Origin of the sequence: Paenibacillus sp. FSL L8-0435 (assembly GCF_037965655.1) — a bacterium.
In the GTDB taxonomy this organism is placed as follows: Bacteria; Bacillota; Bacilli; order Paenibacillales; family Paenibacillaceae; genus Paenibacillus.
Map to the genome: position 1 here is coordinate 4,479,194 of NZ_CP150185.1, position 24,903 is coordinate 4,504,096.

Sequence of the window (24,903 nt, forward strand, 5' to 3'; positions counted from 1 at the left end):
TCGGAGCCTGAAATAGTTTGGTTTTGTAAACATCGTTGACGGAATTCCCATAATCTAAACCTCTTTTTGGAAATCTTTTATGTTTTAAAACATACTATGCCTCAAGTTGGTCAATCAGAAGAAAAATGAGAGGTTTGAAATCATATAAAGTCTTATTTCCCCATAAAACGCAAAAAAACAACCCAAGTTAGCTTACTCAGGTTGTTTCGCTGTGTCCAAAGACAGATGTCGTGTGCAATTATATAACAGCGGACTCCAGTCATCACGTTCCTTTTCCAGGATCGTCAGTGACAGGTTTCCAATACGTTCTGTATAGCGATCTTTAAACAAGGCTGTTAACAGGTTGGCTAAGAAAGCTCCGTGAGTGACAATGAGTACGTTTTGGTCTGGATAGGCAGACCATAGATCTTCCAGAAACGCCAGTGCACGAATCTGGATATCCGCTATCTGCTCCTGCCCCAAATCTAATGTCTCCCAGGATTTGCCCCAGCGGGCAACCCGTTCTTCTGAAGTCAGACCTTCAATCTGACCAAAAGCCCTTTCTTTCAACCGTGCGTCCGGCTCAAGCAAAGGTACATTCAACAGCTTGGAGATAATCTCCCCTGTTTCCTGTGCCCGCGATAATCCACTTGTGATGATATAGTCCCATTGGTATTCTTCCGTCAGCAGACGTCTTCCCAGGCGCTCTGCCTGTTCACGACCTTCTCCATTCAGAGGAATATCCGTCTGACCCTGTATACGGCCCGCCGCATTCCAGTCTGTAAGACCGTGACGAATAAGCCCGATTCGCACTTACATCCCTCATTTCTCCACACGGCGAACGAAAGGTTATTACCTATGCACTCGCACCTTGTTTGCGTTTATTCGTTGTTCGATGCATACGTCCAAGAGAAAATAACGCCATTCCTATTGCAAGTAAAGAGAGGGCCATCCAATACTGTGGATAAGCAGGTCCCATGCTCACAACAAAAGGTTCTATGATACTTCCTCTGTCCGCTCCAGTCATGTTGTACTGATACATTCCAGAGGACGATGGTCCGCTTCCGGCAACCCCTGTCTCCAGAATACCCGTAGCAACAACCTTGGTTTGCTCAGCTTCTGATACGTCTGGCTTAAACATTGCCATATACAGAAAGCTGCATAAAAAAATAGCCAGGAACGCGGCGATCCACAAAGACATATGCTTGCGGATCACAGCAGAGAAACGATTAACCTTTACCTCTTCCGGCAGAAGCCATGGAGACTCCGCGTAGATCCGGTCCATCACGTTACGGTTCACTCTCTCTGCCTGTTGTTCTGTCACTGGAACCGGAATGCTGTGCAGCAAGATCTGAGCTTCTTCCCAGACCTCAAACTGCTCGGAGCACTCATCACAACCAGCGAGATGAGCATGAAATGCAATCCGCTGAGGATGAGTTTCCGGCAAGTCCCAGACCAGTGCAAACAGTTCCTGGGCTTCATTGCAATTCATCGGTTCTTCATCCCTTCATATGGCTCGTACACCGGTTCGAAGAAATAAGGTTCCAATTGAGTTTTTACGCTTGATCTTGCTCTGAATAATAGCGATTTCACAGAACTGACGCTCTGCCCAAGAATATTCGCAATCTCTTGGTAGTCTAGTTGATCATACTCGCGGAGTATAATCGCAGAACGTTGCTTCTCTGGCAAATTGTTAATCGCATCCCTAACCAGCATCACCCGCTCGCTACGTAGTACAGCATACTCCGGTGTATTCTCCGAAGGAGCAACGGGAACAATCCCGCTCTCTTCAAGTGGGACATTTCCGCTGCGCTGTTTGCGAAGCTCACTCAGTACCGTATTTCTCGCAATGGTATATAACCAGGTTGAGAATGAGGCATCCACCTCACGGAAAGAGTGCAGACTGCGGAACGCCTTATAGAAAGTCTCAGAACAGAGATCTTCCGCAAGCAGCTCCATATTGGAACTTTTCAACATATGATATACGAAAGCCAGTATTTTACGCTGATAACGACTCATCAGCTCGGAATATAACTCCAGGTTACCTTCCTTGATCTCTCGAATCAACTGGGAATCCGTCATTTGAGTGCGACCCCTCCTCGCCCATCCATGTGCTTCTCCCCGTTCGACTCTATCCATGTATTACCGAACAGGCACAAAAAAGTTGCGGTTCTCACCGCATATAAACAGCGTTCAGCGCCATAACTGGCCTTCCCGCCAAATTCCCCTATGTAATGGCAATTTCCCCAACGTTTCTACATTAACAGTATTTATTGTACAACGGTCTGCATCATCCTGGCAAATCCATTGGTATCCACAGAACCCGACCTGTCATTCATATGCGGTCATTTTCACGTTCATGACTTCATTTTGCTCCTTTTTGGTAAGCCTTGCTTATATAGACGGACGACATACTGAAAAGGTTACAGAAATGTGATATTTTTTTGATCTAAGGTATCCTAACAGATTAAGGAGGGAGATGTAAATAGAGGATGTAAGTTTAAATGTAACTATTAACATATCAATGCCTTTCCCATAACTTTTTAAGACAAAAAAAAGACCGCTTACAAAAGCGGCCATTGCTCACGTGGAGCAATACAGTTATTGGATAGGAGTGGAGAGAAACCATACTGTACCCTTATTATATGTATACGTTTTCATTTTGTCAACACTTTCAGTAAAATTGTTTGAATTAATTATATCTTTCGGTAATTAAGGATAATACATCCTTTTTTTCGTGACTGAAAATCAAATAACATACTCCAATATAACCTCACAAAAAAGAGGGCTTTCGCCCTCTTTCTCGTCTTATATCCACACTTGATAGCCTAAGGAATCCAATAACGTCTTGGCTCGTTCCATATCTTCTTCCTGACGGAAAGACAGACGCATAATGCCCGGCACATCCACCCGGTTTTCGATAATCTCCAAGTTGCTCAAGTTGATGTCATTCGCCCCAAGCTCAGTTGCGATCTTACCGATCATACCCGGTGCATCCTGGACATCAGTATACAGATCAAATAACGGAGAAATCATGCCTTTGCGTCGTTCTGGTAATATACTGCGGAACTCGCGGGCCTGACGGAATGCCTCCTCTATACCTTCACCGTTCTTATGCTCCAACATATCCGTAAAGGCCGTCATCTGGCTACTCCAGTCCTTAAGCAAGCCCAGCAGTACGTCACGGTTGCTAAGCAAGATATCTCTCCACACAATCGCATCACTGGACGCAATCCGGGTAATATCCCGGAAACCGCCTGCAGCCAGCATTTTATACAGTGGATTCGACTCATTATACTCACGTACCTGATTCACCAGCGCAACAGCAATAACATGTGGCAGATGACTAATCGCCCCCACGATGTCATCGTGCAGCAGGGGCTCCACACGCACGATCTGTGCCCGCGTATACGCAAGCAGCTCTGACAGCCTGCTGTAGGCTTCCTCAGGTACATGCTCTGAAGGGGTTAAAACATAGTATGCATTCTCAAACAACACAGCTGAGGCCGCATCTACGCCTGCACGCTCCGACCCCGCCATGGGATGACCACCAATGAAGTAAGCGTCAGTCAACCGCACATGCTCGGCACAAGCGGCAATGGAAGCTTTAGTGCTTCCTACGTCCGTGATGATACATCCTTTTTTCAATGGCAGCTTGGAGAGCTGCTCGAAATAGGATTCTAGCAAACCTACGGGAACGCACAAAAAAATAAAGTCGGCATCCTCTACCGCTTCTTCCAGAGAGAGCGTAGCATCATCCACTACACCGCTCGCTATGTACTTGTCCTTCAGTTCATCCAAGTGGGCGTAACCCATCACGGTTACATCTGGCTTGCCTTTGAAGCAGAGCGCCAGTGAACCGCCGATGAGTCCTACACCAATCATTGCAATTTTTAGTTTCATGGGTCCTCACTCTTTCATCGCCAGTATTAAGGGCGTGCTACCGCCTTCTCAGCCAGCGTGTTCTCCAGTGCCGTGACAAATGCACGGTTCTGTTCTGATGTTCCGACGGACACACGAATGTAAGTTGGGTATACGTGGAATCCTGAGCGAACGATAATGCCTTGTTTGAGCAAGGATTGGAACGCATTTGCCGAAGGCATATTCAGGTCAACCATAATGAAATTACCCTGTGAAGGGAAATACGACAATCCGAGCCGTGTAAATTCATTTTGCAGGTAATCCCGATCCGTTGCATTCCGCTTCGAGCACTCTTGAACAAAATCCTGATCCAGTAGTGCGGCGGTTGCCGCAACTTGTCCAAAACGGGAGGTGTTAAACGGTTCACGTACACGGTTAATCAAATCAATAATTTCGGGACGTGCAATACCATATCCGATCCGAAGCGAAGCCAAACCGTAAATTTTGGAGAATGTCCGCAGGATGACCAAGTTCGGATACCGTTCGATCAATGGTATACTTTGCGGATATGCTTCATCGGTTACGAATTCATAATAAGCTTCGTCCAGTATGACCATCACATGAGCAGGCACACGGTCCATAAAGGCTGTAAGTTCCTGCTCGGAGATAATCGTACCTGTCGGATTATTTGGATTACACACCCATACTGCTTTGGTTTTGTCGTTAATTTGCGCGAGCATCGCGCTCAGATCATGCGTGCCATCTTTCAGAGGCACTTCGATGGACACGGCACCCTCAATATCTGCATTGCTTTTATATACAGAAAATGTCTGATCTGCCATGATGGTCTCGTCACCCGGCAAGAAGAAAGCTCTCGTGATCAAAGCAATAATCTCATCGGAACCACAACCAAATATTAAGTTGTTCCGTTCAACGCCAAGATGCTTGGCAAGAACTCCCGTCAGCTCAACCGAGCTACCGTCTGGGTATATGCTTATATTCGTCATTTCTCTCGTAATGGCTTCCAGGGCGGCAGGAGAACTGCCGTACGGGTTTTCGTTGGAGGCCAGCTTGATGACTTGTTCAAGCCCCAGTTCACGTTTCACTTCTTCAATCGGTTTGCCCGGCTGGTACACAGGCAGATTGACAATCTGGGATTTCGGTTTCAACCCGACCGCCTCCTGTTATTGAAATAATGTTAGACACGAATCAGCGTGCACCTCACGTGTCCAAAAGATGTCCTTTCAGGACATCTCTATCCCTTTAATTGTGCCACAAAGTTGCGAATTTGCAACAGTCCCGCTGCACGCGTATCCGGATTTTCAAGCAGAGGAATCGCATCTTCCACTTGACGAACAATGGCACTACCTACAACAACGCCATCGCAGATGCGGGAGAAATGGGCCACCTGCTCATGACTGGAGATACCAAAACCTACTGCTACAGGGAGGTCTGTCAGACTTTTCACCGTCTCAATGAAGCTCTCTACGCCATCAAAGAAAGAAGCTCTCTCTCCGGTTACCCCAAGGGATGATACACAATAGATAAAGCCACTCGCTCCCGTTACAATCCGCTCAATCCGAGCATTAGATGTAGGTGCAACAAGCGGCACCAGATGCACACCCGCACGATTTGCGCGTTCACGCATCTCTTCTGCTTCCTCAATCGGCAGGTCCGGAATGATCATGCCACTAATATCGTGTTTGACCAATTCATCAAAGAATACATCCAGTCCTGTCTGCAATACCGGATTATAATAGGTGAACAGTACAAACGGCAGTTTCACACCTGCCTTACGAGCATTTGCAGCGGTTTCCATAACAGTTCGAATGGTGATCTGGCTTTTCAGCGCACGTTCGGAAGCGCGCTGAATGACTGGGCCATCTGCAAGCGGATCGGAATAGGGAACACCCAGTTCCAAAATGTCCGCTCCAGCCTGTTCAAGCTCCTTGATGATATCAATCGTTGTATCCACATCCGGGTCTCCCACGGTTAAGAATGGAATAAGTGCCGTGCGATTCTGTTCCTTCAATTGCTGGAAGGTCTGGTCCATCAGATTCATCCCAAGTCACCTCCCGTGTATTTCATGATGGATTCAACATCCTTGTCTCCACGTCCCGACAGACAAATGACTACAATATCATCTGCTGTAAGTTCAGGCGCCAGTTTGACAACTTGGGCTACCGCATGTGCAGACTCCAGAGCAGGAATGATTCCCTCCGTCCGACATAGAAGTTGCAGGGCATCCAGTGCTTCCTGATCCGTAATCGGTACATATTTTGCCCGTTCAATATCCTTGAGATAGGAATGCTCCGGACCAACACCCGGATAATCAAGTCCGGCCGAGATGGAATGCGCTGGCTGAACCTGTCCATACTCATCCTGCAACAGGTAACTCATAGATCCCTGGAATACACCATGCGTGCCTTTGGTCATCGTTGCAGCGTGATACTCGGTTTCGACCCCTTTGCCTGCGGCTTCAACACCAACAAGCTTCACATCCTGATCACCGATAAATGGATAGAACATACCGATCGCATTACTTCCTCCACCAACAGCGGCTACAATTACATCCGGCAAACGCCCTTCGATCTCCTGAATCTGACGACGGGTCTCATCACCAATCACACGTTGGAAATTCCGCACCATCATCGGATATGGATGAGGACCAACCACTGATCCGAGCACATAGAACGTATCCTCTACATTGCTGACCCAGTAGCGAAGTGCTTCATTACCAGCATCCTTCAGTGTCCGTGTTCCAGACGTAACCGGAATCACTTCTGCTCCAAGCAGCTTCATCCGAAATACGTTTAACTGTTGACGCTCTGTATCTTCTTCGCCCATAAATACTTTGCATTCCAGTCCAAGTAATGCGGCTACAGTTGCCGTTGCAACGCCATGTTGACCTGCACCCGTTTCAGCAATAACTTTCTTTTTGCCCATCCGTTTGGCAAGCAAACCTTGTCCAATGGCGTTATTAATTTTGTGTGCGCCTGTATGATTGAGATCTTCACGTTTCAGATAAATTTTCGGTCCGCCTAATCGGCGTGACAATTGCTCTGCATGATACAATGGCGTTTCACGTCCAGAATACTCGCTTAGCAGATAGTTCAGTTCCTTGTTGAATTCCTCATCTTCAGAGAAGTGGCTATATGCCTCCTCCAACTCTATGAGTGCGTTCATTAGTGTCTCAGGTACAAAGCGGCCTCCGAAGTGACCGAAACGCCCGTGTTGATCCGGCAATTGATGTGTCATGCCTGCTTCACCCTTTCTACGAATGCTGTAATTTTGGCAATATCCTTCACACCTTTAGTCTCAACTCCGCTGGATACATCGACGCCGAAAGGTGCATATGTCTGTATTAGTTGTTGTACATTGTCCGGCTGTAAACCTCCTGCAACGAACAGAGCAATTTCGCGACTTTTTGCCCATTCAGCATAGGCGGGGATTCGCTCCCAGGCAAACGTTTTCCCGGAGCCCCCTCCATATAGAGGATCATGGGTATCAAGCAATATCGCATCCACGAATTTATCGTAAGTATCAAGAGCCCTTATGGCTGCTTCATCAGCTTCCGGTCCCGTTTCATCTTTGGGAAAAGAAAAAACTTTGAATACTTTGGCACTCCACCGCTGCTTCACCTGCTGGCAAAATTCCGCAGACTCCTGTCCATGCAGTTGAATAACATCCAGGTGAGCAACCTCCATAATGTGTTCCAGTTCATCGAGCGTAGGATTCACAAATACACCCGCAAGCTTCGGCCGATCATAGGTAGACCATTCGAACAGCACCGTTCTTAATGCAGCAGCCTGCTCGGGTTCGATTCGGCGGCGTGATTTGGCAAAAACAACACCAATGTAATCCACAGGCAAGTTTATCATCGATTTTAGCACTTCAACGTCCTGAAGTCCACATATTTTTACGGCCGCTGGCAGCGGGTTTCTCAGTTCTGACATACTGTCGCCTGTGCCATCGTGTATGGAAGTATTCATCATTTGGGTCCCATCAGATCATATACAGCCGCCTCGACATCATCCTTGCGCATGAGATGCTCACCTACGAGAATACCGTGAACGCCGGCCTGGATCAGAGGTACTGTTGATTCTGGTCCGTCAATACCACTTTCGCTAATCAAGGTAACGCTACTTGGAATCAATTCCATCAAATCCAGTGTCGTGTTCAGACTGGTTTCGAATGTTTTCAAATTCCGATTATTGATGCCCACAAGGGTTGCCTGCGGAATCTCCAATACCTGCTCCAGTTCTGTTCGATCATGGACTTCAATCAAGGCATCCAACCCCAAACTTTTGGCAAATTCCAGATATTGACGAATCTGTTCAGGTGTCAGAATGCTGGCAATCAGCAGTATTGCATCTGCACCCAGTAATCTGGCCTCGGCAATCTGTCGTTCATCTATAATAAAATCCTTGCGTAATAGCGGAATGTTCACAGCTTGATGAATCGCCTGCAAGTACTCGTTGCTGCCTTGAAAATACGACACATCCGTTAATACGGAGATGCAGTCAGCACCCGCTCGCTCATAAGCGGCAGCAATCTCTACTGGATGAAAATCCGGACGAATTAACCCTTTGGACGGCGAAGCCTTCTTCACTTCAGCAATAAGGCCGAGTTTGCGATTGCGTCCGCTAGATAGTGCTTTTTCAAACCCCCGGGTTGCGGGTAGTTGTTCGATTTGTTGGATAGCTTCATCCATGCGAAATGTCTGTGCCAGAACTTCAACTTCTTTATGTTTGGTTGCAACGATTCGATCAAGATACATGACTGTACGCCTCCGTTGTATGAATTAACTGTTCAAGCTTCCCGGCAGCTTTGCCCGAATCTACCGCTTCTGCGGCAAGTGTCACCCCTTCAGCAATGCTATCTGCAAGACCGGATACATAGATGCACGCTCCGGCGTTCAATAGAACGACATCGCGATAGGCACTCTGCTCACCCTGGAAGATCTTCTTAATAATTTCGGCATTCTGTGCCGCATCTCCTCCAAGCACCGCTTCAAGCGGATGCAGAGACAAGCCCATATCACGTGGATCAATATCGTAGGTGTGCACTTCACCATTGCGAAGTTCAGATACCTGAGTCGGTGCCGAGATACTGATTTCATCCAGACCATCATGGCTGGCCACAACCAACGCTCTTTTGAGACCAAGACGATTCAGTACTTCAGCAATCATCGGCGTCCGGGAACGATCATACAGGCCAAGCAGTTGGCGATCTGCTCCCGCAGGATTCGTTAAAGGTCCGAGCATGTTGAAAATGGTACGAACACCCAGCTCTTTTCTTGGTCCTGCCGCATGTCGCATGGAAGGGTGATATACCTGGGCAAAACAGAAGCAGATTCCGATATCATCCAGACATTGTCTAGCCTGCTCACCGTTCAGATGGATATTTACACCGAGTGCCTCTAATACATCTGCACTACCCGCTTTGCCTGAAGCTGAACGGTTGCCATGTTTGGCGACCCGAACCGAGACGGCCGAAGCAATAATGGCGGATGCTGTGGAAATGTTGAATTTGTGAATACCCGATCCACCTGTTCCACACGTGTCCAGCAAACCGCTGCCATCCGTTAGAATCCGTCCGCCCTGACCACGCATGGCTTCAGCAAAACCGGTGATCTCATCCACCGTCTCCCCCTTCATCCGCAGCGCCATTAGCAAACCTCCGATTTGAGCCGACGTTGCCTCACCTCTCATAATCGAGTACATCAAATCTCTTGCTTCGGCTTGCTCCAGATGGCTGCCCTCCAAAATTTTCGCCAGGCCATTCTTCATGCCTTCCTCACGAGTAATCTCAGCAATGGGGGTTACAGGGTTCTCATTCATTATTGGGTTTATGTTCATCTCCGGTCTCTCCTCTCTCAGTTCTTAGCGGCCGCTGGTGTGACAAAGTAGTCTGCATTCGCCAGTCTCAACGTGCTGTCCTTTTCTTTGGCAGGAAACATTGTTTCTGCTGTTCGAATCGCTTTGAGCAACGCTTTAGCTTTGTTAACCGTTTCCTCATATTCATTCTCAGGTACAGAATCCCATACGATTCCCGCTCCGGCCTGTACATAAGCTTTTCCTTTTTTGAAAATAATCGTACGAATCGTAATACAGGAGTCCATGTTACCCGAGAATCCGAGGTATCCGATTGCTCCTGCATAAGCACCCCGTGCCTCTTTCTCCAGTTCCGCGATAATCTCCATTGCTCGCAGTTTCGGTGCACCGGATACGGTACCCGCTGGCAAGCAAGAGAGGAATGCATCGAAGAAATCCTTATCTTCTCTTAGCTCGCCCGTAACATTGGATACCATGTGCATAACGTGAGAATACCGTTCAATCTCCATGAACATGTCACACTTCACACTGCCGAAGCTGGATACCCGGCCCAGATCGTTACGCCCCAGATCAACCAGCATCAGATGCTCCGCGCGTTCCTTCTCATCCTGGAGCAGATCAGCAGCGAGTGCACGATCTTCCGCTTCTGTTGCCCCCCTTGGACGTGTACCTGCAATCGGTCGTGTCTCCACACGATTCCCGTCCACCTTGACTAGCGCTTCTGGTGAGGTTCCCACGATAATCTCATCATCCATTTTGAGGTAGTACATATAAGGTGATGGATTCAGGGTCCGAAGCACACGATACACGTGAAGCGGAGAAACTTCCGTATCAATGTGGAAACGCTGGGATAATACCACTTGAAAAATATCACCTGCGCGAATGTAATCTTTGGCTTGCTCCACATTACCGATAAACTGCTCTTTCGTGAGGTTGGAGCGGATGTCCCCCAGCTCCACGTCTCCCGGAATGGAACGCGGATTCAGGTTCTCCCCTGGTCCTTGCTGCTGCAAACGTTCTGCGGCCTGCTCCAGCTTCTCCGAAGTCACTGCATACGCTTGACGTATCTCGTCATCCGTTGCACCTTCCTTGACGTGTACATTACCAACGAGCAGCATCTGCTGCTTCACATGGTCAAACACGATAATCTGGTCACAGAACATAAAACGAATGTCATCCATATTCAGGTCATCCAGCGCGTGAGCTGGAAGTTTCTCATAATAGGACAGCAGATCATATCCGAAGAAACCAATTGCCCCACCTGTGAATGGTGGAAGTTCATCATCTTTTGGACTGCGGTACTTACGCAGCAGTGCTTTCAGTTCTTCGATCGGTTTGCCTGGCAATTCACGAGTCTTCCCTGCTTCTTCTACAACAATCCGGCCTTTCTTGGCCGAAATCATCAGGAACGGATCTGTACCGATGAACGAGTATCTCGCCCATTGAATACCACCCTCTACACTTTCCAGCAGGAATGCCCGGTCGTTGTCAGCATAACGGCGGAATATTCGAATCGGGGTCTCCATGTCTGCCAGAATCCGTTTGACTACCGGAATCAGATTATACTCATTCGACATTTTCAGTACTTGATTAACGTTTGGCGTTATCATTAGATCACGTCCTTTCAGATTTAGGTAAGTTCAACTAAAGAGGTTTACACTGAGCACTCCAATGACAGAACAACCTTCCGATCGCTGTTATCCCCAGATTTTTTTGATTCCCTTTCAAAAGGGAAAATCCGGGGATAGCGTATGCTTCCGATGTAGCTTTCTTTCAGAAAGCTTTTAGGCGAACGCTTCGCTTCTTCACGTTATTTCTGTCCTCTCCGTTTTTGTGTAAAAGTTTAGTTGAACTTATAGGTGTAGAAGAAACAATTCAATATACAAAAAAACCTCTACCATCAGGTAGAGGTTTGGTTATAAGCTGTATTTAACAGGGTGATGCTTCATAAATAACAAGTCCCTATACTTCGCTGTCGGATTATTCACAGGTGGCTGAATTGATGCATCTCACATCATCCAATTCGGGAAAATATATCAGTTATAACACTTCAACTACTCATTCCAATATTTCGTAAAATATAGGAGAGTGCATTGATTGCGTTTGTACCAAAATATATCAAAACAAAATGTGTCTTATGACACATTTGTTTTCCCTGTTCCTGTTACCTATTCCGTAGCACGACGTACCGTGAATCAGTTGACCGGTTTCTGTTGCCCCGGTTACCACCCACTGGACTCTGCTATATACTCCACTAGCTCAGCTGCTCTCAGCTCAATCTCTACTCTACTCAACTGGTTCTCACTATACATCATTATGATCGGTTTGACAACCCACTACTTAAGAGCCAGAAGGTGTTGCCAAATCCGGACGTAATGCCTGTGCACCGTTCAGATAAACATGGTTGATTTCATTCTGAGCTTTGTTTGTATTCACATGCACCATGAAACGAATGCACTGCGCCAAGGCACCTTTAACAGGAACCTCCAGTGCACACATTAGTGGTACAAGTTCCCAGCCATCCAGTTGGCGAATAGCTTTTGCCGGGAATGCAGCATCCAGATCCCCAGTTAACGTAATCCACACACTGCAGATATCTTCCGGTTGGATCTCATTGCGATCCACGATCTCCTGCAACAATACAGCCGTTTCCTTCAAAATCTGTTCTTCGTTGTTCTGCGTGACTGTTGTAGCCCCGCGAATTCCCCGTGTGACCATTGCTGTCATTCTCCCTTCCTGAGCGTTTCAATGACGTCCCGAACTGCCGACACAGGTACGTCCTTCACAATTCTTGCAGCCCCAATCCGATCAGGAATGATAAACACCATATGACCTTCACGGAACTTTTTGTCATGCATCATCGCTTCCATTAATGCATCCGTGTCGAGATGCGCAGGCATCGTTGTTGGAAGGCGAAGTGAACGCAGCATGCGGACCGTATCTTCATAGAGCCCTGCTGGCGCACCAAGCTTCTCACCAAGCAATGCTGATCCAGCCATACCGATCGAGATCGCTTCTCCGTGCAGGAATTCTCCATAACCGGCAATCGCTTCAATGGCATGACCAATCGTATGTCCCAGGTTCAATAACGCACGTTCTCCATTTTCCCGTTCGTCTCTGGATACAATCTCTGCTTTAATACTACAACCACGCTCCAAGCCGTATCCCAATGCTTCCGGATTAAGCGCAAGCAGTTCTTCCGCATGTTCCTCACACCAATGTGCAAAAGCCTCATCACGGATCAGTCCGTGCTTCAGCATCTCTGACAACCCTGCCGATACATCTCGTGGTGGCAAGGATTGAAGTGTGTCCACATCATAGAGCACTAGCTCTGGCTGGTGGAACGCACCGATCATATTTTTGGCCAGCGGATGATTGACAGCTACTTTACCGCCCACACTGCTGTCATGCGCCAAAATCGTTGTAGGTACTTGAACAAACTTGATTCCACGCATATATGTAGCGGCAACAAAGCCAGCCAGATCACCTACGACCCCACCACCTAGGGCCAGAATCGCAGAACTCCGATCCAGCTTACCTTCGATCGCAACGGTCATCATATCCTGGTACACCGAAAGGGATTTCGATGTTTCACCAGAGGGCACAACCGCCGATACGACTGTATAACCAGCCGTACGCAGCGTTTGCTCCAAACCTGACAAGTATTTGGGAGCCACATTTTCATCTGTAATGATGAGTAACGGACTTTTTTTGGTCAAGCCATATTGCTCAAAATATTGAGGGGCTTGTGCCAATAGGCCGCTACCAATCAGAATCGGATATGAGCGTTCCTCCAACTGTACCGTCAGCTGACGCATATTAGTAATTCTCCAGTTGAGTGTTATAACTAGCAACATTGGCACGGATCTCTTCCATGGAATCGCCGCCGAATTTCTCCAGGAATGCTTTGGCAATTTCCCACGCTACAACATGCTCCATAACCACACTCGCTGCGGGTACAGCACAAGCGTCCGAGCGCTCAACCTGAGCCGTAAATGCTTCTTTTGTATCAATATCAACACTTTGCAGTGGCTTATACAACGTTGGGATCGGCTTCATCACACCACGTACAACGACTGGCATACCGTTCGTCATACCACCTTCGAATCCACCGAGACGGTTGGTTGCCCGGTGGTAGCCGCGCTCGTCCGTATGCATGATTTCATCATGCACCTGTGATCCCCGAATGACTCCGGCTTCGAATCCGATACCAATCTCTACACCTTTGAATGCATTAATGGACATTACGCCTTGAGCGATTCGTGCATCCAGCTTGCGATCGTATTGAACATAACTACCGAGACCAATAGGTACCCCTTCAACGATACATTCCACTATTCCTCCGATGGAATCGCCTTCTTGTTTAATCTGGTCGATGTAGGCTTCCATCTTCTTCTCTGTCTCAGCATCCGTAACACGTACAGAGGAAGCTTCTGTCACCGCGATCAGTTCATCAATCGGAAGGTCCTGATACGGAGCTTCGATCTCTCCAATGCGAAGTACACGTCCAGCTACCTTGATTCCGAATTCAGCCAGGAATTGACGTGCAATGGCACCACATGCCACACGTACCGTTGTCTCACGTGCACTGGAGCGCTCCAATACGTTACGCAAGTCTTTGAGATTATACTTGAGTCCACCGTTCAGATCAGCGTGTCCGGGACGAGGACGGTGAACGCGACGTTTCTCCTCGTCACTGCCTTCAACCGGCTCAATATTCATAATATTCTGCCAATGTTTCCAGTCGTTATTTTGAACAACCAGCGCTACCGGAGCACCTGTTGTATATCCGTGACGGATACCACCAACGAAATTCGCCTGATCCTTCTCGATCTGCATCCGGCGTCCACGGCCATATCCCTTTTGGCGGCGGTGAAGCTGGAAATTCAGTTCTTCAAAGTCAATCGTCAAATTACTTGGCAATCCTTCAATAATAGCGGTCAATTGGGGTCCGTGCGTCTCCCCTGCGGTTAAATAGCGTAAACTCATAATACGTTCCCCCTTTAAACTGTTAAACTTCACATTGCTAAAATCCCATAATTTCTTTGCTTATTATAGTATAGCTGACCGGCTTTGACAAGAAAGTCGGCTCTTTCTTGTACTTGGTATACAAATAACCGCCTGAACACATGTACATGTGCTTCAGACGGCTGAACAACCATTATCATTATTTTTTCCGATAGAAAAATGTCTCTGCTGTCTCCAGACCATATTGTCCCGGGGAGAAAATCTGCTCCGTACTGCCCACAAACAAAATACCGCCTGGACGCAAACTTGCTGCAAATTTGTGATACAACAGGTTTTTGGCTTCCTCGGTAAAATAGATCATGACATTCCGGCACACAATCAGATCGTACCCATCGTCAAAACGGTCCACCAGCAAATTTTGTTTCATGAACTTGATCGAATTTTTGAGTTGCTCATCAATACGGTATACCAAGCCATCCTGCTTGAAGTAACGGTTCGCGGTTTCCTTAGGCACATCCTTAAGCGAGCGTTCCATATAACGCCCTTCCTTGGCTTTGGCCAATGCACCTTCATCCAGATCACTTGCCGTAATGGAGCTGTCCTTCAAAATACCCATCGTATCCAGAATCATGGCGAGTGTATAAGGTTCTTCACCTGTTGAACAGGCTGCACTCCAAACTTTAGCACGACGCTTGGAGCCCAATAGCTCAGGCAGAATCTCGTCCCGCAGCACTTCCCAACGATTGGGATTACGCCAGAATTCCGACACGTTAATCGTCATACGATCAAGGAACTCGTAAAACAATGATTTATCTTTCTGCATAGCTTCAAAAAAGTTAGAAAATGTATGAAACCCGTTTTTGTTGCGAAGTGTGGTCAGCCTTCTTTTCATCTGGCCTTCCTTGTATTGAGCAAGATCAATGCCTGTGCTCTCTTTGATTTTACGAATGAATCCGGTGTAATCCGGGTCTAGTAGTTGTTCTTGCTCCAGCATCGTGTATCACCCTTTTGGCTAATAATTACAACCAGGCTGCGATGCTCTTGTCGTATACCACCAGTTCATCTGAAGCAAAGAAATTTGCTGCTTCACGGGAAGCACTTTCTGGTGAATCTGCCCCATGAATCAGATTATGTGGTGTGTGGCTGGCGAAGTCTCCACGAATGGTACCCGGAGCTGCTTCCTTCACATTGGTTTTTCCGATGACGATGCGCGCAAGCGCCACAATATCGTCCCCTTCCCACACCATGGCAAATACAGGCCCAGATGTGATAAAACGAACCAAATCATCGAAAAACGGTTTGCCCTCATGTTCAGCATAATGACGTTTTGCCTGATCCTCAGACATCTGCACCAATTTGCCTGCCACCAACTTAAATCCTTTGTCTTCCAGACGGCTAATAATTCGACCGATCAATCCACGCTGCACACCATCCGGCTTCACCATCAAAAATGTACGATCCATCAGCTCACTCCTCACTCACGGTTCAAAGTTAATCACTATGTAAACGCAATCCCTCTGATTGTAACATACATGTCCAAATCCTCCCAATGAGGAATATCACAGTTCTGTTCATCTTTGGGTGTGAGCAATCCGAGAGTTGAAGGTCATACAAAGTTTAATGCGTACGTTTAACCACAAAATGAGCGATATCACGCAGGTTTTTGGTCGTCTTGATGTTAGGTAGCTGATCGAGAGCATCGAGCGCTTTCTTCATATATCGGTCAGCAAGGGCTTCTGCTTTAGCAATTCCTTGACTTTGGCGAATCATTCCAATTGCATCCGATGCACTTGCCCGTCCTTCTTCATGCTGGACACGGGAAATCTCCTTAAGCAAAGGTTCCCGCAGATCGGATTCTTCCAAGGCATAAAGTACAGGAAGAGTGATATTCCCTTGCTTCATGTCACTGCCAGGTGGCTTGCCAAGTTGTTTCTCGGTACCTACCAGATCAAGTACATCATCTTGAATCTGGAAAGCCATCCCCACATTGTATCCGTACGTATACAGCAGGGAAGATACATGCTCAGGTGCACGTGTAGCCAATGCCCCTAACTGACAGCTAACCGCAATCAAAAGTGCTGTTTTGCGGCGAATCCGCAGCAGATAGTTACGAACACTTTGTCCCGTATTGAAAAAGTCGCGAATTTGCTCCATCTCACCAATGGACATCTGTACCATGGCTTTGGCAAGGATACGATGAATAGCTGGATCGGATAAGCCTGCAGTCATTTCAAGTGCCTTACCGTAGATATAGTCTCCAGTGTACATGGCAATCCGATTATCCCATTTTGACTTCACCGTGGGTTTGCCTCGGCGCGTCTCCGCATTATCAATAACATCATCGTGAACAAGGGATGCCGAATGAATCAGCTCCAGCGGAACCGCAACCAGCTTCAGACGTTCAATGTCGTATGTACCAAATTTCCCGCCAAGTAACACAAAAACGGGCCGTAACCGTTTTCCTCCTGCTTTGAGCAAGTGAAGTGACGTTTCACTCAGCAGCTTCTGTTCTCCTCGAACACTGCGATACAACTCTTTCTCAATGTAATCCATGTCCTTTTTTAACAACCCGAAAATATCCAATAGTTTCATTCGTTCACCCGTATCAGCGTATTGTCAGTCCATAAATTCATGCTTACCTTCCCCTCCAGCAAGTCGGGCCTGCAGGCATTACGAAAAACCCGGCTTACCGTTCTTGCTTGTGTTTTGCTATAAGGTAATCTAACGTATTTTTCTTCTCCGAATGTCATAACCGACACCCGGAAATTAAACTCTGCGACTTGTTCTGAAACAAAATACAGAAGTTGCCGGAGCATGGGTCAAGACTGTGGTTCATGAAGACTCACCATCAGCACTCACCAATACCCCGGGATTCGGGGGACAAATAAACCGAGCAACACGTTGGCAAAAAAACAGCCTTGTATCGAACTCAGTCGTTATCCCCGTTCATCCGGTTCTCCCCATCTTGTAAACAGTTGATGTGGGATGCGCAAGCTATCCAGCACTTTTCCCACCAAAAACAGAATCAACTCATCCATAGTCTGAGGTTTGTAATAAAAAGCAGGCATAGCCGGTATCATTCGTACACCAAGCCGAGAAAGCTTCAGCATGTTCTCCAGATGGATTGCATGAAGAGGTGTCTCACGTGGTACGAGGATCAATGTTCTTCCCTCTTTCATCATAACATCGGCTGCGCGAGACATCAGATTATCCGATGATCCCTGCGCGATGGACGAAAGAGTTCCCATAGAACATGGCATGATAACCATGCTGTCGGCCAGATAAGAACCACTTGCAATGGAGGCCCCTATATCACTCACAGGATGATAGATCAGAGAACCGGCACGGTTGCCGAATTTTTCTTCCAGCACCGCGTCCCGATTCGTCACATCCCAGTCCAATTCTTCTTTCAGTACACGCCACCCTGCATTGGATATGACCAGATGAACGTTATATTCCAAATCAAGCAGTGTTTCAATTAATCGAATGCCATATATGCTGCCACTCGCTCCGGTAATTCCGACAACCAGTCGTTTATTGTCCGGCTGCTGCACCATTTATTTCACCGCCAGATCAATCAGAGTGAACGTAAATACAATTAAACTAAGCAAACTGTTCATGGTAAAAAACGCCGTTTGAACACGGCTCATATCATTAGGCGATACAATATAGTGTTGGTAGAACAGAATTCCATACGTCACCAACATGCCTGCGCCATACCACCAGCTCAGATCTGTCATCAATAATAACGCAAGAAAACCAATTGCAGTAATCACATGGAAGAACTTGGCGATCTGCAAGGATTTAACCAAGCCAAAACGGGAAGGTATGGAGTGAAGCCCCTCTCCCTGATCGAAATCCAGATCCTGACATGCATAGATAATATCAAAACCCGCTGTCCAGAACACAATCGTAACGTACAGCACAATCGCTGTCCAATCCATCGTTCCTGTTACAGCTACCCAGCCACCAAGTGGTGCCAAACCAATCGTCATTCCGAGGACAACGTGGCATAACCATGTGAATCGTTTGGTATACGAATACAGTACTAACATAAACACAGCAATAGGCAACAGCTGCATCGATAATACATTAAGATTGGATGAGGCCCAGAATAACAATATAAATGAGATAATGACAAATATAACAACTTCCCCATTTTTCAACAGTCCTGCCGGGATGGCTCTCATCGCGGTACGCGGGTTTTTGCCATCAATCGCTTGGTCAATAATTCGGTTCAAACCAAAAGCCGCACTACGTGCGCCGACCATCGCAAGCAATACCCACATGATCTGCATCCAGCTTGGGAAGGTATCATTCACTACCATAGAGCCGAGAATGGCCCCCATAAATGCAAAAGGTAAAGCAAAAAGCGTGTGTTCAATCTTGATCATTTCTAAAAAGATGCGAATTTTCCTAAACATGCTGATTCTCCTTGGTTCCAATATGCAGTGCCGCTATACCTCCGGTCAGAGGGTAGGCCTGCACTTGTTGTAATCCAGTTTCTGCAAAAATGTCTGCCAGTTCCTGCCTTCCCGGAAAAATGGCCAGTGAGTCCGGCAGCCATTTGTACTGCTCAAAACTTTTAGCAAACACTTTGGCAAGATTCGGTAAAACCTTCTCAAAATAAAAATAATAAATACCTTTGAACGGCTGCCATGTTGGCTTGGACAATTCCAGGCACACAACCATACCGCCCGGTTTGACCACACGTTTCATTTCAGACAACACTTGTCTGAGATCAGGTACATTACGCAACCCAAACCCGATCGTCACATAATCAAACGAATTGTCTTCAAAAGGAAGTGACATGGCATTTCCCTGTGTCAGGGTAATCTGTTTTTGACGTTGCACCGCATTGATCTTTGTCTGGCCGACCTCCAGCATGTTGCTACTGAAATCAAGTCCATGCATGTGCCCCGTTTCACTTGCCTCTGCCATAGCAAGCGTCCAGTCACATGTGCCGCAGCACAAATCAAGACCGCTATCGCCTTTGGACATATTCATCTTTTTCATGGTGAATTTACGCCAAGCCTTATGCCTGCGGAAACTTAGAATATCATTCATGACATCATATTTTCCGGCTATACTCTGAAAAACCGAATGGACATATTCTTCTTTCGGTTTGGTCTCTCCGCTCCCCATTCGTCTGTCTCCCCCTCAATCTTCCCTTACTGCCGCATGTGAAGGCTGCAAATATGCCAGGTAAGGCTCTAGAATTGCATGTATCTCATGCAAACCCATCCGCCCTTCCTCGTCTTGCAACAACAGTTGAATGCGGTGTGTACACTCGCGAAGCTTGTCCAGCAAAACCTCGCCAACCCTATGCTTCAGCACCATAGCATTCCATGCACGTGCATCCGGTTCAGACTGACGCAACACATTGCGTTCATCGTCATTACCGTGCTCGTATATGTGCCAGTATGCATAGCAATGAAGATATTGTTTTGCGTCATTCATCCGCTTCAGTTCTTCCACGATCGTTTCGCAGGAGCTGAATTCGGTCAGCAGGCTGTTCCATAATGACTCTTCGTTATGTTGAATCATGCCTGTAAATGAAAGAAACAGCTGCATCCTCAGCTGTACCGTTTCACGCAAGTATTCATCAGCCGAAACGAGAAGCTTCTTCATCCGTTCATACAGCGTCATCTTGCGTGCGTTCACTCCGGATACAGCACCACTGAGTTTGCCAATCATTTCAATTCTGCCCGCTTGGGCAAGCAATTGATAAAAACGGCTACTTAAATAATCCCCGGCGAGTACATTCAACTGGCGTGAACGCATCTCCTGCTCTCTCCGCTCACCGGAAATGGTATCGATTCGATCATGCGTATCCATGGCCAACTGAACGAGCGAAGTTGCAAGAGCATATAACTCTTGATGCACCTTTTCGTCTGTGCGGCCCACAAATACCTGCAACAGACGTGCCCGGCTATCCGGAAATGATGGGATTTCCGTATGTTGTCGAATCATGTCGTAATCCGTATATTTCTTTGCTAGTTGGGGTACGCGATATGAATTCATTCTCAGCCTCCGAGCCTTAACATTGTTAAACTATTTCTGCACTACAATCTTATATATTATAGCATATGTTGAACGGGCACGCACTGAATCCTGCTATTCTATTACCCCTGACTTGTCATTTCGAATTGCTTCTTCCAGAGTTCGGTCTCCATCAAATGAAACCAGTCCTTCAATTCATCTGAAAAGGCCGCACTTTTCCAGTTCCGTAATGTTTCAATCGCATACAGAGGCCACTCTCCACGCCGAATATCAGCAGCAAGTAACAGATGTCGTTTATGCATCCATTCATCTTCTGCCATCACACGCAGCAGCACCTGATCCACGTTATCCAGGCTCCGAAAGCCCAGATCCGCCACAGCTGCCATGTTTTCATAGATTTCAGTGTAACTTGTACCCGTTCCTTTAACTTTGAGGTCCAGCGTCAAAATAGACTGTTTCCATTCCACTCTTGCAATGGGCGTTGATAGTTGCATGGAACTTAGCACATCAACCAGATTGTCATTCGTTAGCTGAACTGGATGATGTGATGCAGAGGCAGGCTGTACGTTGTCCCCGCCCCATGTACGCATATGTAAGGTTTGTATCGCAACAAGCAGAAAGACCGCCGCAACCGTTGCCAGCATTGAAGCAGTAACAATCATCCGCGGTTTCATATACGCCTCCCTGCCTTTACCTGTTAGTGTAGTCTGTCCGGTAAAGGCTCATACCTCATTGTACAATGAAAAAAAGCAGGCTATGCCTGCAATCTTCATTTGAATATATTCAATCTGTACATTACTCCGATTCAATCTGTCCATGCTTGGTAATCAGCGTGGCTTTGCCCCGGATTTTAATAGCTGAAGTATGGGTGGTAAATTGGGCAAACATCACTTCACCCTTGTCCAATTTCTCGGTGTGGTGAAAACGTGTATCCTGACCTCGGGTTAATCCGATCACCTGGACACCATTTTCCTCTGCCTTAATTACAATATAATCATTGCCGGTTGGATGATCCATCACGCATGTCCCCTTCTTTCGTTCGATAGCGTTAATGATGATAAAGATTGTTTCATTTGTCAACCTGCGCCTTATACGAATGAACCGCAAGAATCATCGTTAAAGGGCAAAAGAAAAGGCCGTGAACAAGTCACGGTCTTTTTGTCGACATATGGAATATGTAGAAATCTTATTTAATTCCGTCTTTGAGCGCTTTACCTGGTTTGAATGCAGGAATTTTGCTCGCAGGAATTTCGATTTCTTCACCTGTTTGCGGGTTGCGTCCTTTACGTGCAGAGCGCTCGCGAACTTCGAAGTTCCCAAAACCAACCAATTGTACTTTATCTCCGCTTTGAAGAGCCTCAGAGATTGCTTCGAATACGGCATCAACCGCTTTCGTTACATCTTTCTTGGACAATTCAGTCGCTTCAGATACGTGTGTAATCAAGTCTGATTTGTTCATTTGTTTTTCACCTCCTGTATCAATGTCCTGAATGTTATACTGTGTTTCCGTTTTATAGCGAAATATACGTTCATACGCAAAAAATCTACGTACATCTTGAGCGCTGAACACAAATCTCCGCCTGCGGTCAACAGTCATTTTCGGCAGAATGTCGTCTGAAACCACGGGCATTTCAGACGCCGAACAAATTTCATACTAATACAGACAGCCCACAATTTCAAGTCCGGTTGCGGTTTAAGACGTAAAATGTAACCGCCAGGGCAAGCACGAGAACCCCACCTTTTACAATATCATGTGTGAAATACTGTACGTTCATCATCGTTAAACCATTCACAAGTACACCAATCAGAACCGAACCAATGAAGGTTCCGATGACATTGGGTTTACCCGCACCAAACACAGAGAAACCGACAAATACTGCAGCTACGGATTCCATTAACAACGGTGATCCCGCATCAATTTGCCCAGATCCTACTTTGGAAGCATAGATAATACCCCCGATTGCTGCAAACACTCCAGCGGCTACATAGGCGAGTGTACGCACCTTTTTCACCTTGATTCCAGACAACCGTGCAGCTTCCTCATTACCACCTGTAATGTACATCTGGCGACCATATTTCGTATACGTCAAAAAGATATGCACACCTATTACCGCAATAAGTAGCATGATAACCGATATCGGCATACCAAGCCATTTACCCTGCCCTATTAGCAGGAATGTCGGGTCCATCTCTCCCGCAGCTTTGCTTCCATCAGGGAACTGCATGTGATTATAAATGGTGTATCCCTGTGCATACGTTTTGTGAATACCTCCGATGATGTACATCGTGGCGAGGGTTGCAAGCAAATCCGGAATACGCAATTTTACGATCAGCAAAGCGTTCAGTAAACCAATAACAGCCCCGATAATCAATGGCACGATAATGACGATTGCGAGCGGTTGCTGATACCAGATCATTAATGAAGCCGTAACGACGGTAGTTAATGAGACAGTCGCCCCAACCGAGAGATCAAATCCATCAACAATGAGAGATAACGTAACACCGATCGCTACAAACGTAACGATCGAGATCGAGCCCAAAATATCGGTCAAGTTACTGTACGTAAAGAAATAAGGCAATTTAATGCCGAAAAATGCGATAACACCTATGATGACAATAATCGCCCCGTAACGGAACGCAAAATCCAGTGATTTATCCTTCATGATTGCACCTCTTGTCCACCGCTTGCATAGTATAGCAGCTGTTCTTGGTTAGTCTCGCCTCGTTTGAACTCTTTTACGATAACACCCTCGCACATGACAGCGATTCGGTCGCCAATTCCCATGCCTTCATCCAGTTCACAGGTGAAATAGATGACACCCTTGCCCGCCAAAGCCAGTTCATTGATGATGCGGAAAATGTCACTTTTTGCCCCTATATCTACACCTTTGGTTGGCTCATCAAATATAAATACATCCGCATCCGCATTAAGCCATTTACCAATGGCTACCTTCTGCTGATTACCACCACTTAGATATTTCACTTCCTGTTTCACCGACGATGTTTTAATTCCAAGCTGTTTCACCAATGACTCAGCATTCAGTCGTTCCCGCTTGCGGCTTACAAAACCTAATGTACTAAGACGGCTTAGCAAAGGCAGACTTAAATTCCGTTCCACATTCTCCTGGATCAGGATTCCTTGTTTACGTCGCTCCTCCGGTACAGAAACAATTCCCAGAGCCGCCGCATCCGCAGGCTGAGACAGGCGTAGATTACGGTTGTTAAGCCGGATCTCGCCTCCTTCCAGCCGATCTGCACCAATCAGCAAACGAGAGCTTTCCGTTTTACCCGCGCCTACCAGACCCACCACAGCGAGGACTTCACCTCGGCGTACAGAGAGGTCAACACCTTTGACTTTCACTCCACGCCGAAGCCCACGTGCCTCCAACAGTAGCTCCCCTACGGGCGCTTCCGTCTTTGGAAACTCTTCTTCGAATGGTTTGCCCAGCATCTGTGTAACCAAATCGTTGATCGTCAGACCCTTTGCTTCACCGGTAAATACATGTTGCCCATCTCTCATAACCGTAACGCGATCACAGTGACCTGTCACTTCCGCAAGACGATGGGTAATGAAAATGCAGGCTACGCCCCGTTCCTTCAGCAGATGTACAATCCGGAAAAATGCATCCGTTTCTTCCTGGCTCAGCGGTGCGGTCGGTTCATCAAAAATGATGACTTTGGCATCCTGAATCAAAATCCGTGCCAACAGTATCATCTGTTTTTCTGCAAGTGTCAGATCGGCCACTTTTTGGTGAACGGATATGTCTGCTCCTAATTGCTTCAACGCCTCAACCGCACGCTGTTGCAGTTTTCGTGGACTTTTCCACCAACCCCCGGCAGATGAAGCCAACTGATCCAACATAATGTTCTCCGCAGCCGTCAGCTGTGGCACCAGTGCCGCATCCACTTCCTGATAGACACAGTGAATCCCACTTGCCTTTGCGTCTCCAGGAGAACTTAAATGTAACGCTTGTCCACTCAACTGAATCGTACCCTGATCCAATGGATAGGCACCGGACAGAATTTTCATTAACGTGCTCTTACCGGCACCATTGGCACCCAACAGCGCATGAATCTCCCCACCTTTTACAGAGAAATTCACATCCTTCAGTGCAGGAATACCTGAAAACTGCTTGTGGATATGTTCCATTTGAAGCAGAATCGGTGCAGTGCTCATGATGTTAACCTCCAATCGTTCCCTTCCGGGAGCATCCCTTTTTTCATCCAGACCACACATATCTTCATTTATGTTTGA

General features: G+C 46.9%; 26 protein-coding genes. All 26 read right to left on the minus strand.

The annotated features are described in order from the left end of the window. Positions 1–192: 192 nt before the first annotated feature. Positions 193–792 (minus strand): histidine phosphatase family protein, encoded by a 600-nt coding sequence (locus NST33_RS19855; RefSeq protein ID WP_221820330.1) that lies wholly within the window; start codon positions 790–792, stop codon positions 193–195. 43 nt (positions 793–835) lie between these two features. Next, the gene (locus tag NST33_RS19860) at positions 836–1,471 is read right to left on the minus strand and encodes a zf-HC2 domain-containing protein (RefSeq protein ID WP_076209924.1); all 636 of its coding nucleotides are present in this window, start codon (positions 1,469–1,471) and stop codon (positions 836–838) included. Next, positions 1,468–2,061: a sigma-70 family RNA polymerase sigma factor gene (locus tag NST33_RS19865; RefSeq protein ID WP_036607662.1), complete on the minus strand. Its 594-nt coding sequence runs from the start codon at positions 2,059–2,061 to the stop codon at positions 1,468–1,470. The genes NST33_RS19860 and NST33_RS19865 overlap by 4 nt, the downstream gene beginning before the upstream one ends. A 726-nt stretch (positions 2,062–2,787) precedes the next feature. Further along, positions 2,788–3,882: a prephenate dehydrogenase gene (locus NST33_RS19870; protein ID WP_221820328.1), complete on the minus strand. Its 1,095-nt coding sequence runs from the start codon at positions 3,880–3,882 to the stop codon at positions 2,788–2,790. A 26-nt stretch (positions 3,883–3,908) separates the two neighbouring features. Next, positions 3,909–5,009 carry a histidinol-phosphate transaminase gene (gene hisC / locus NST33_RS19875; RefSeq protein WP_221820327.1) on the minus strand — a complete coding sequence of 367 codons (1,101 nt, stop codon included), beginning with the start codon at positions 5,007–5,009 and terminating at the stop codon, positions 3,909–3,911. Between the two features lie 86 nt (positions 5,010–5,095). Further along, entirely contained in the window at positions 5,096–5,902 is an 807-nt protein-coding gene (trpA, locus tag NST33_RS19880) for a tryptophan synthase subunit alpha (RefSeq protein WP_100527230.1), read from the minus strand. Next, the gene (gene trpB / locus NST33_RS19885) at positions 5,899–7,098 is read right to left on the minus strand and encodes a tryptophan synthase subunit beta (protein WP_017687714.1); all 1,200 of its coding nucleotides are present in this window, start codon (positions 7,096–7,098) and stop codon (positions 5,899–5,901) included. Before trpB ends, trpA begins: the two co-directional genes overlap by 4 nt. Then, the gene (locus NST33_RS19890; RefSeq protein WP_221820326.1) at positions 7,095–7,796 is read right to left on the minus strand and encodes a phosphoribosylanthranilate isomerase; all 702 of its coding nucleotides are present in this window, start codon (positions 7,794–7,796) and stop codon (positions 7,095–7,097) included. Before NST33_RS19890 ends, trpB begins: the two co-directional genes overlap by 4 nt. A gap of 35 nt (positions 7,797–7,831) precedes the next feature. After that, positions 7,832–8,620: an indole-3-glycerol phosphate synthase TrpC gene (trpC, locus tag NST33_RS19895; protein ID WP_221820324.1), complete on the minus strand. Its 789-nt coding sequence runs from the start codon at positions 8,618–8,620 to the stop codon at positions 7,832–7,834. Continuing rightward, the gene (trpD, locus tag NST33_RS19900; protein ID WP_221820551.1) at positions 8,610–9,650 is read right to left on the minus strand and encodes an anthranilate phosphoribosyltransferase; all 1,041 of its coding nucleotides are present in this window, start codon (positions 9,648–9,650) and stop codon (positions 8,610–8,612) included. The genes trpC and trpD overlap by 11 nt, the downstream gene beginning before the upstream one ends. Before the next feature lie 68 nt (positions 9,651–9,718). Beyond that, entirely contained in the window at positions 9,719–11,287 is a 1,569-nt protein-coding gene (trpE, locus tag NST33_RS19905) for an anthranilate synthase component I (RefSeq protein WP_221820323.1), read from the minus strand. A 730-nt stretch (positions 11,288–12,017) separates the two neighbouring features. Continuing rightward, entirely contained in the window at positions 12,018–12,395 is a 378-nt protein-coding gene (gene aroH / locus NST33_RS19910; protein WP_036607677.1) for a chorismate mutase, read from the minus strand. A 5-nt stretch (positions 12,396–12,400) separates the two neighbouring features. Beyond that, on the minus strand, positions 12,401–13,495 hold the full coding sequence (gene aroB, locus NST33_RS19915) for a 3-dehydroquinate synthase (protein WP_221820321.1): 1,095 nt from the start codon (positions 13,493–13,495) through the stop codon (positions 12,401–12,403). Between the two features lies 1 nt (position 13,496). Continuing rightward, positions 13,497–14,666, minus strand: a complete 1,170-nt coding sequence (aroC, locus tag NST33_RS19920; protein ID WP_221820319.1) for a chorismate synthase — start codon at positions 14,664–14,666, stop codon at positions 13,497–13,499. Between the two features lie 178 nt (positions 14,667–14,844). Next, positions 14,845–15,639, minus strand: a complete 795-nt coding sequence (locus NST33_RS19925; RefSeq protein WP_047843560.1) for a protein-glutamate O-methyltransferase CheR — start codon at positions 15,637–15,639, stop codon at positions 14,845–14,847. A 25-nt stretch (positions 15,640–15,664) separates the two neighbouring features. Further along, complete coding sequence (gene ndk, locus NST33_RS19930; protein WP_017687704.1) at positions 15,665–16,108, minus strand: nucleoside-diphosphate kinase; 444 nt, start codon at positions 16,106–16,108, stop codon at positions 15,665–15,667. 154 nt (positions 16,109–16,262) lie between these two features. Then, positions 16,263–17,237: a polyprenyl synthetase family protein gene (locus NST33_RS19935; RefSeq protein ID WP_017687703.1), complete on the minus strand. Its 975-nt coding sequence runs from the start codon at positions 17,235–17,237 to the stop codon at positions 16,263–16,265. Between the two features lie 344 nt (positions 17,238–17,581). Next, positions 17,582–18,202, minus strand: coding sequence for a flavin prenyltransferase UbiX (locus NST33_RS19940; protein WP_221820317.1), 621 nt, complete (start codon positions 18,200–18,202; stop codon positions 17,582–17,584). Further along, a complete protein-coding gene (locus NST33_RS19945) occupies positions 18,203–19,069 on the minus strand; it encodes a UbiA-like polyprenyltransferase (protein WP_221820314.1) in 867 nt (288 codons plus the stop codon). After that, positions 19,062–19,790, minus strand: coding sequence for a demethylmenaquinone methyltransferase (locus NST33_RS19950; protein ID WP_221820312.1), 729 nt, complete (start codon positions 19,788–19,790; stop codon positions 19,062–19,064). The genes NST33_RS19945 and NST33_RS19950 overlap by 8 nt, the downstream gene beginning before the upstream one ends. Before the next feature lie 15 nt (positions 19,791–19,805). Next, on the minus strand, positions 19,806–20,669 hold the full coding sequence (locus tag NST33_RS19955; protein WP_221820310.1) for a heptaprenyl diphosphate synthase component 1: 864 nt from the start codon (positions 20,667–20,669) through the stop codon (positions 19,806–19,808). A 101-nt stretch (positions 20,670–20,770) separates the two neighbouring features. Beyond that, the gene (locus tag NST33_RS19960) at positions 20,771–21,322 is read right to left on the minus strand and encodes a hypothetical protein (RefSeq protein ID WP_076209915.1); all 552 of its coding nucleotides are present in this window, start codon (positions 21,320–21,322) and stop codon (positions 20,771–20,773) included. Between the two features lie 121 nt (positions 21,323–21,443). Beyond that, positions 21,444–21,665, minus strand: a complete 222-nt coding sequence (gene mtrB / locus NST33_RS19965; protein WP_017687697.1) for a trp RNA-binding attenuation protein MtrB — start codon at positions 21,663–21,665, stop codon at positions 21,444–21,446. Positions 21,666–21,834: 169 nt separating this feature from the next. Beyond that, positions 21,835–22,107, minus strand: coding sequence for an HU family DNA-binding protein (locus NST33_RS19970; RefSeq protein ID WP_024630670.1), 273 nt, complete (start codon positions 22,105–22,107; stop codon positions 21,835–21,837). 217 nt (positions 22,108–22,324) lie between these two features. Further along, complete coding sequence (locus NST33_RS19975; RefSeq protein WP_017687695.1) at positions 22,325–23,311, minus strand: ABC transporter permease; 987 nt, start codon at positions 23,309–23,311, stop codon at positions 22,325–22,327. After that, positions 23,308–24,825, minus strand: a complete 1,518-nt coding sequence (locus tag NST33_RS19980) for a sugar ABC transporter ATP-binding protein (protein ID WP_221820308.1) — start codon at positions 24,823–24,825, stop codon at positions 23,308–23,310. Before NST33_RS19980 ends, NST33_RS19975 begins: the two co-directional genes overlap by 4 nt. Positions 24,826–24,903: the final 78 nt, after the last annotated feature.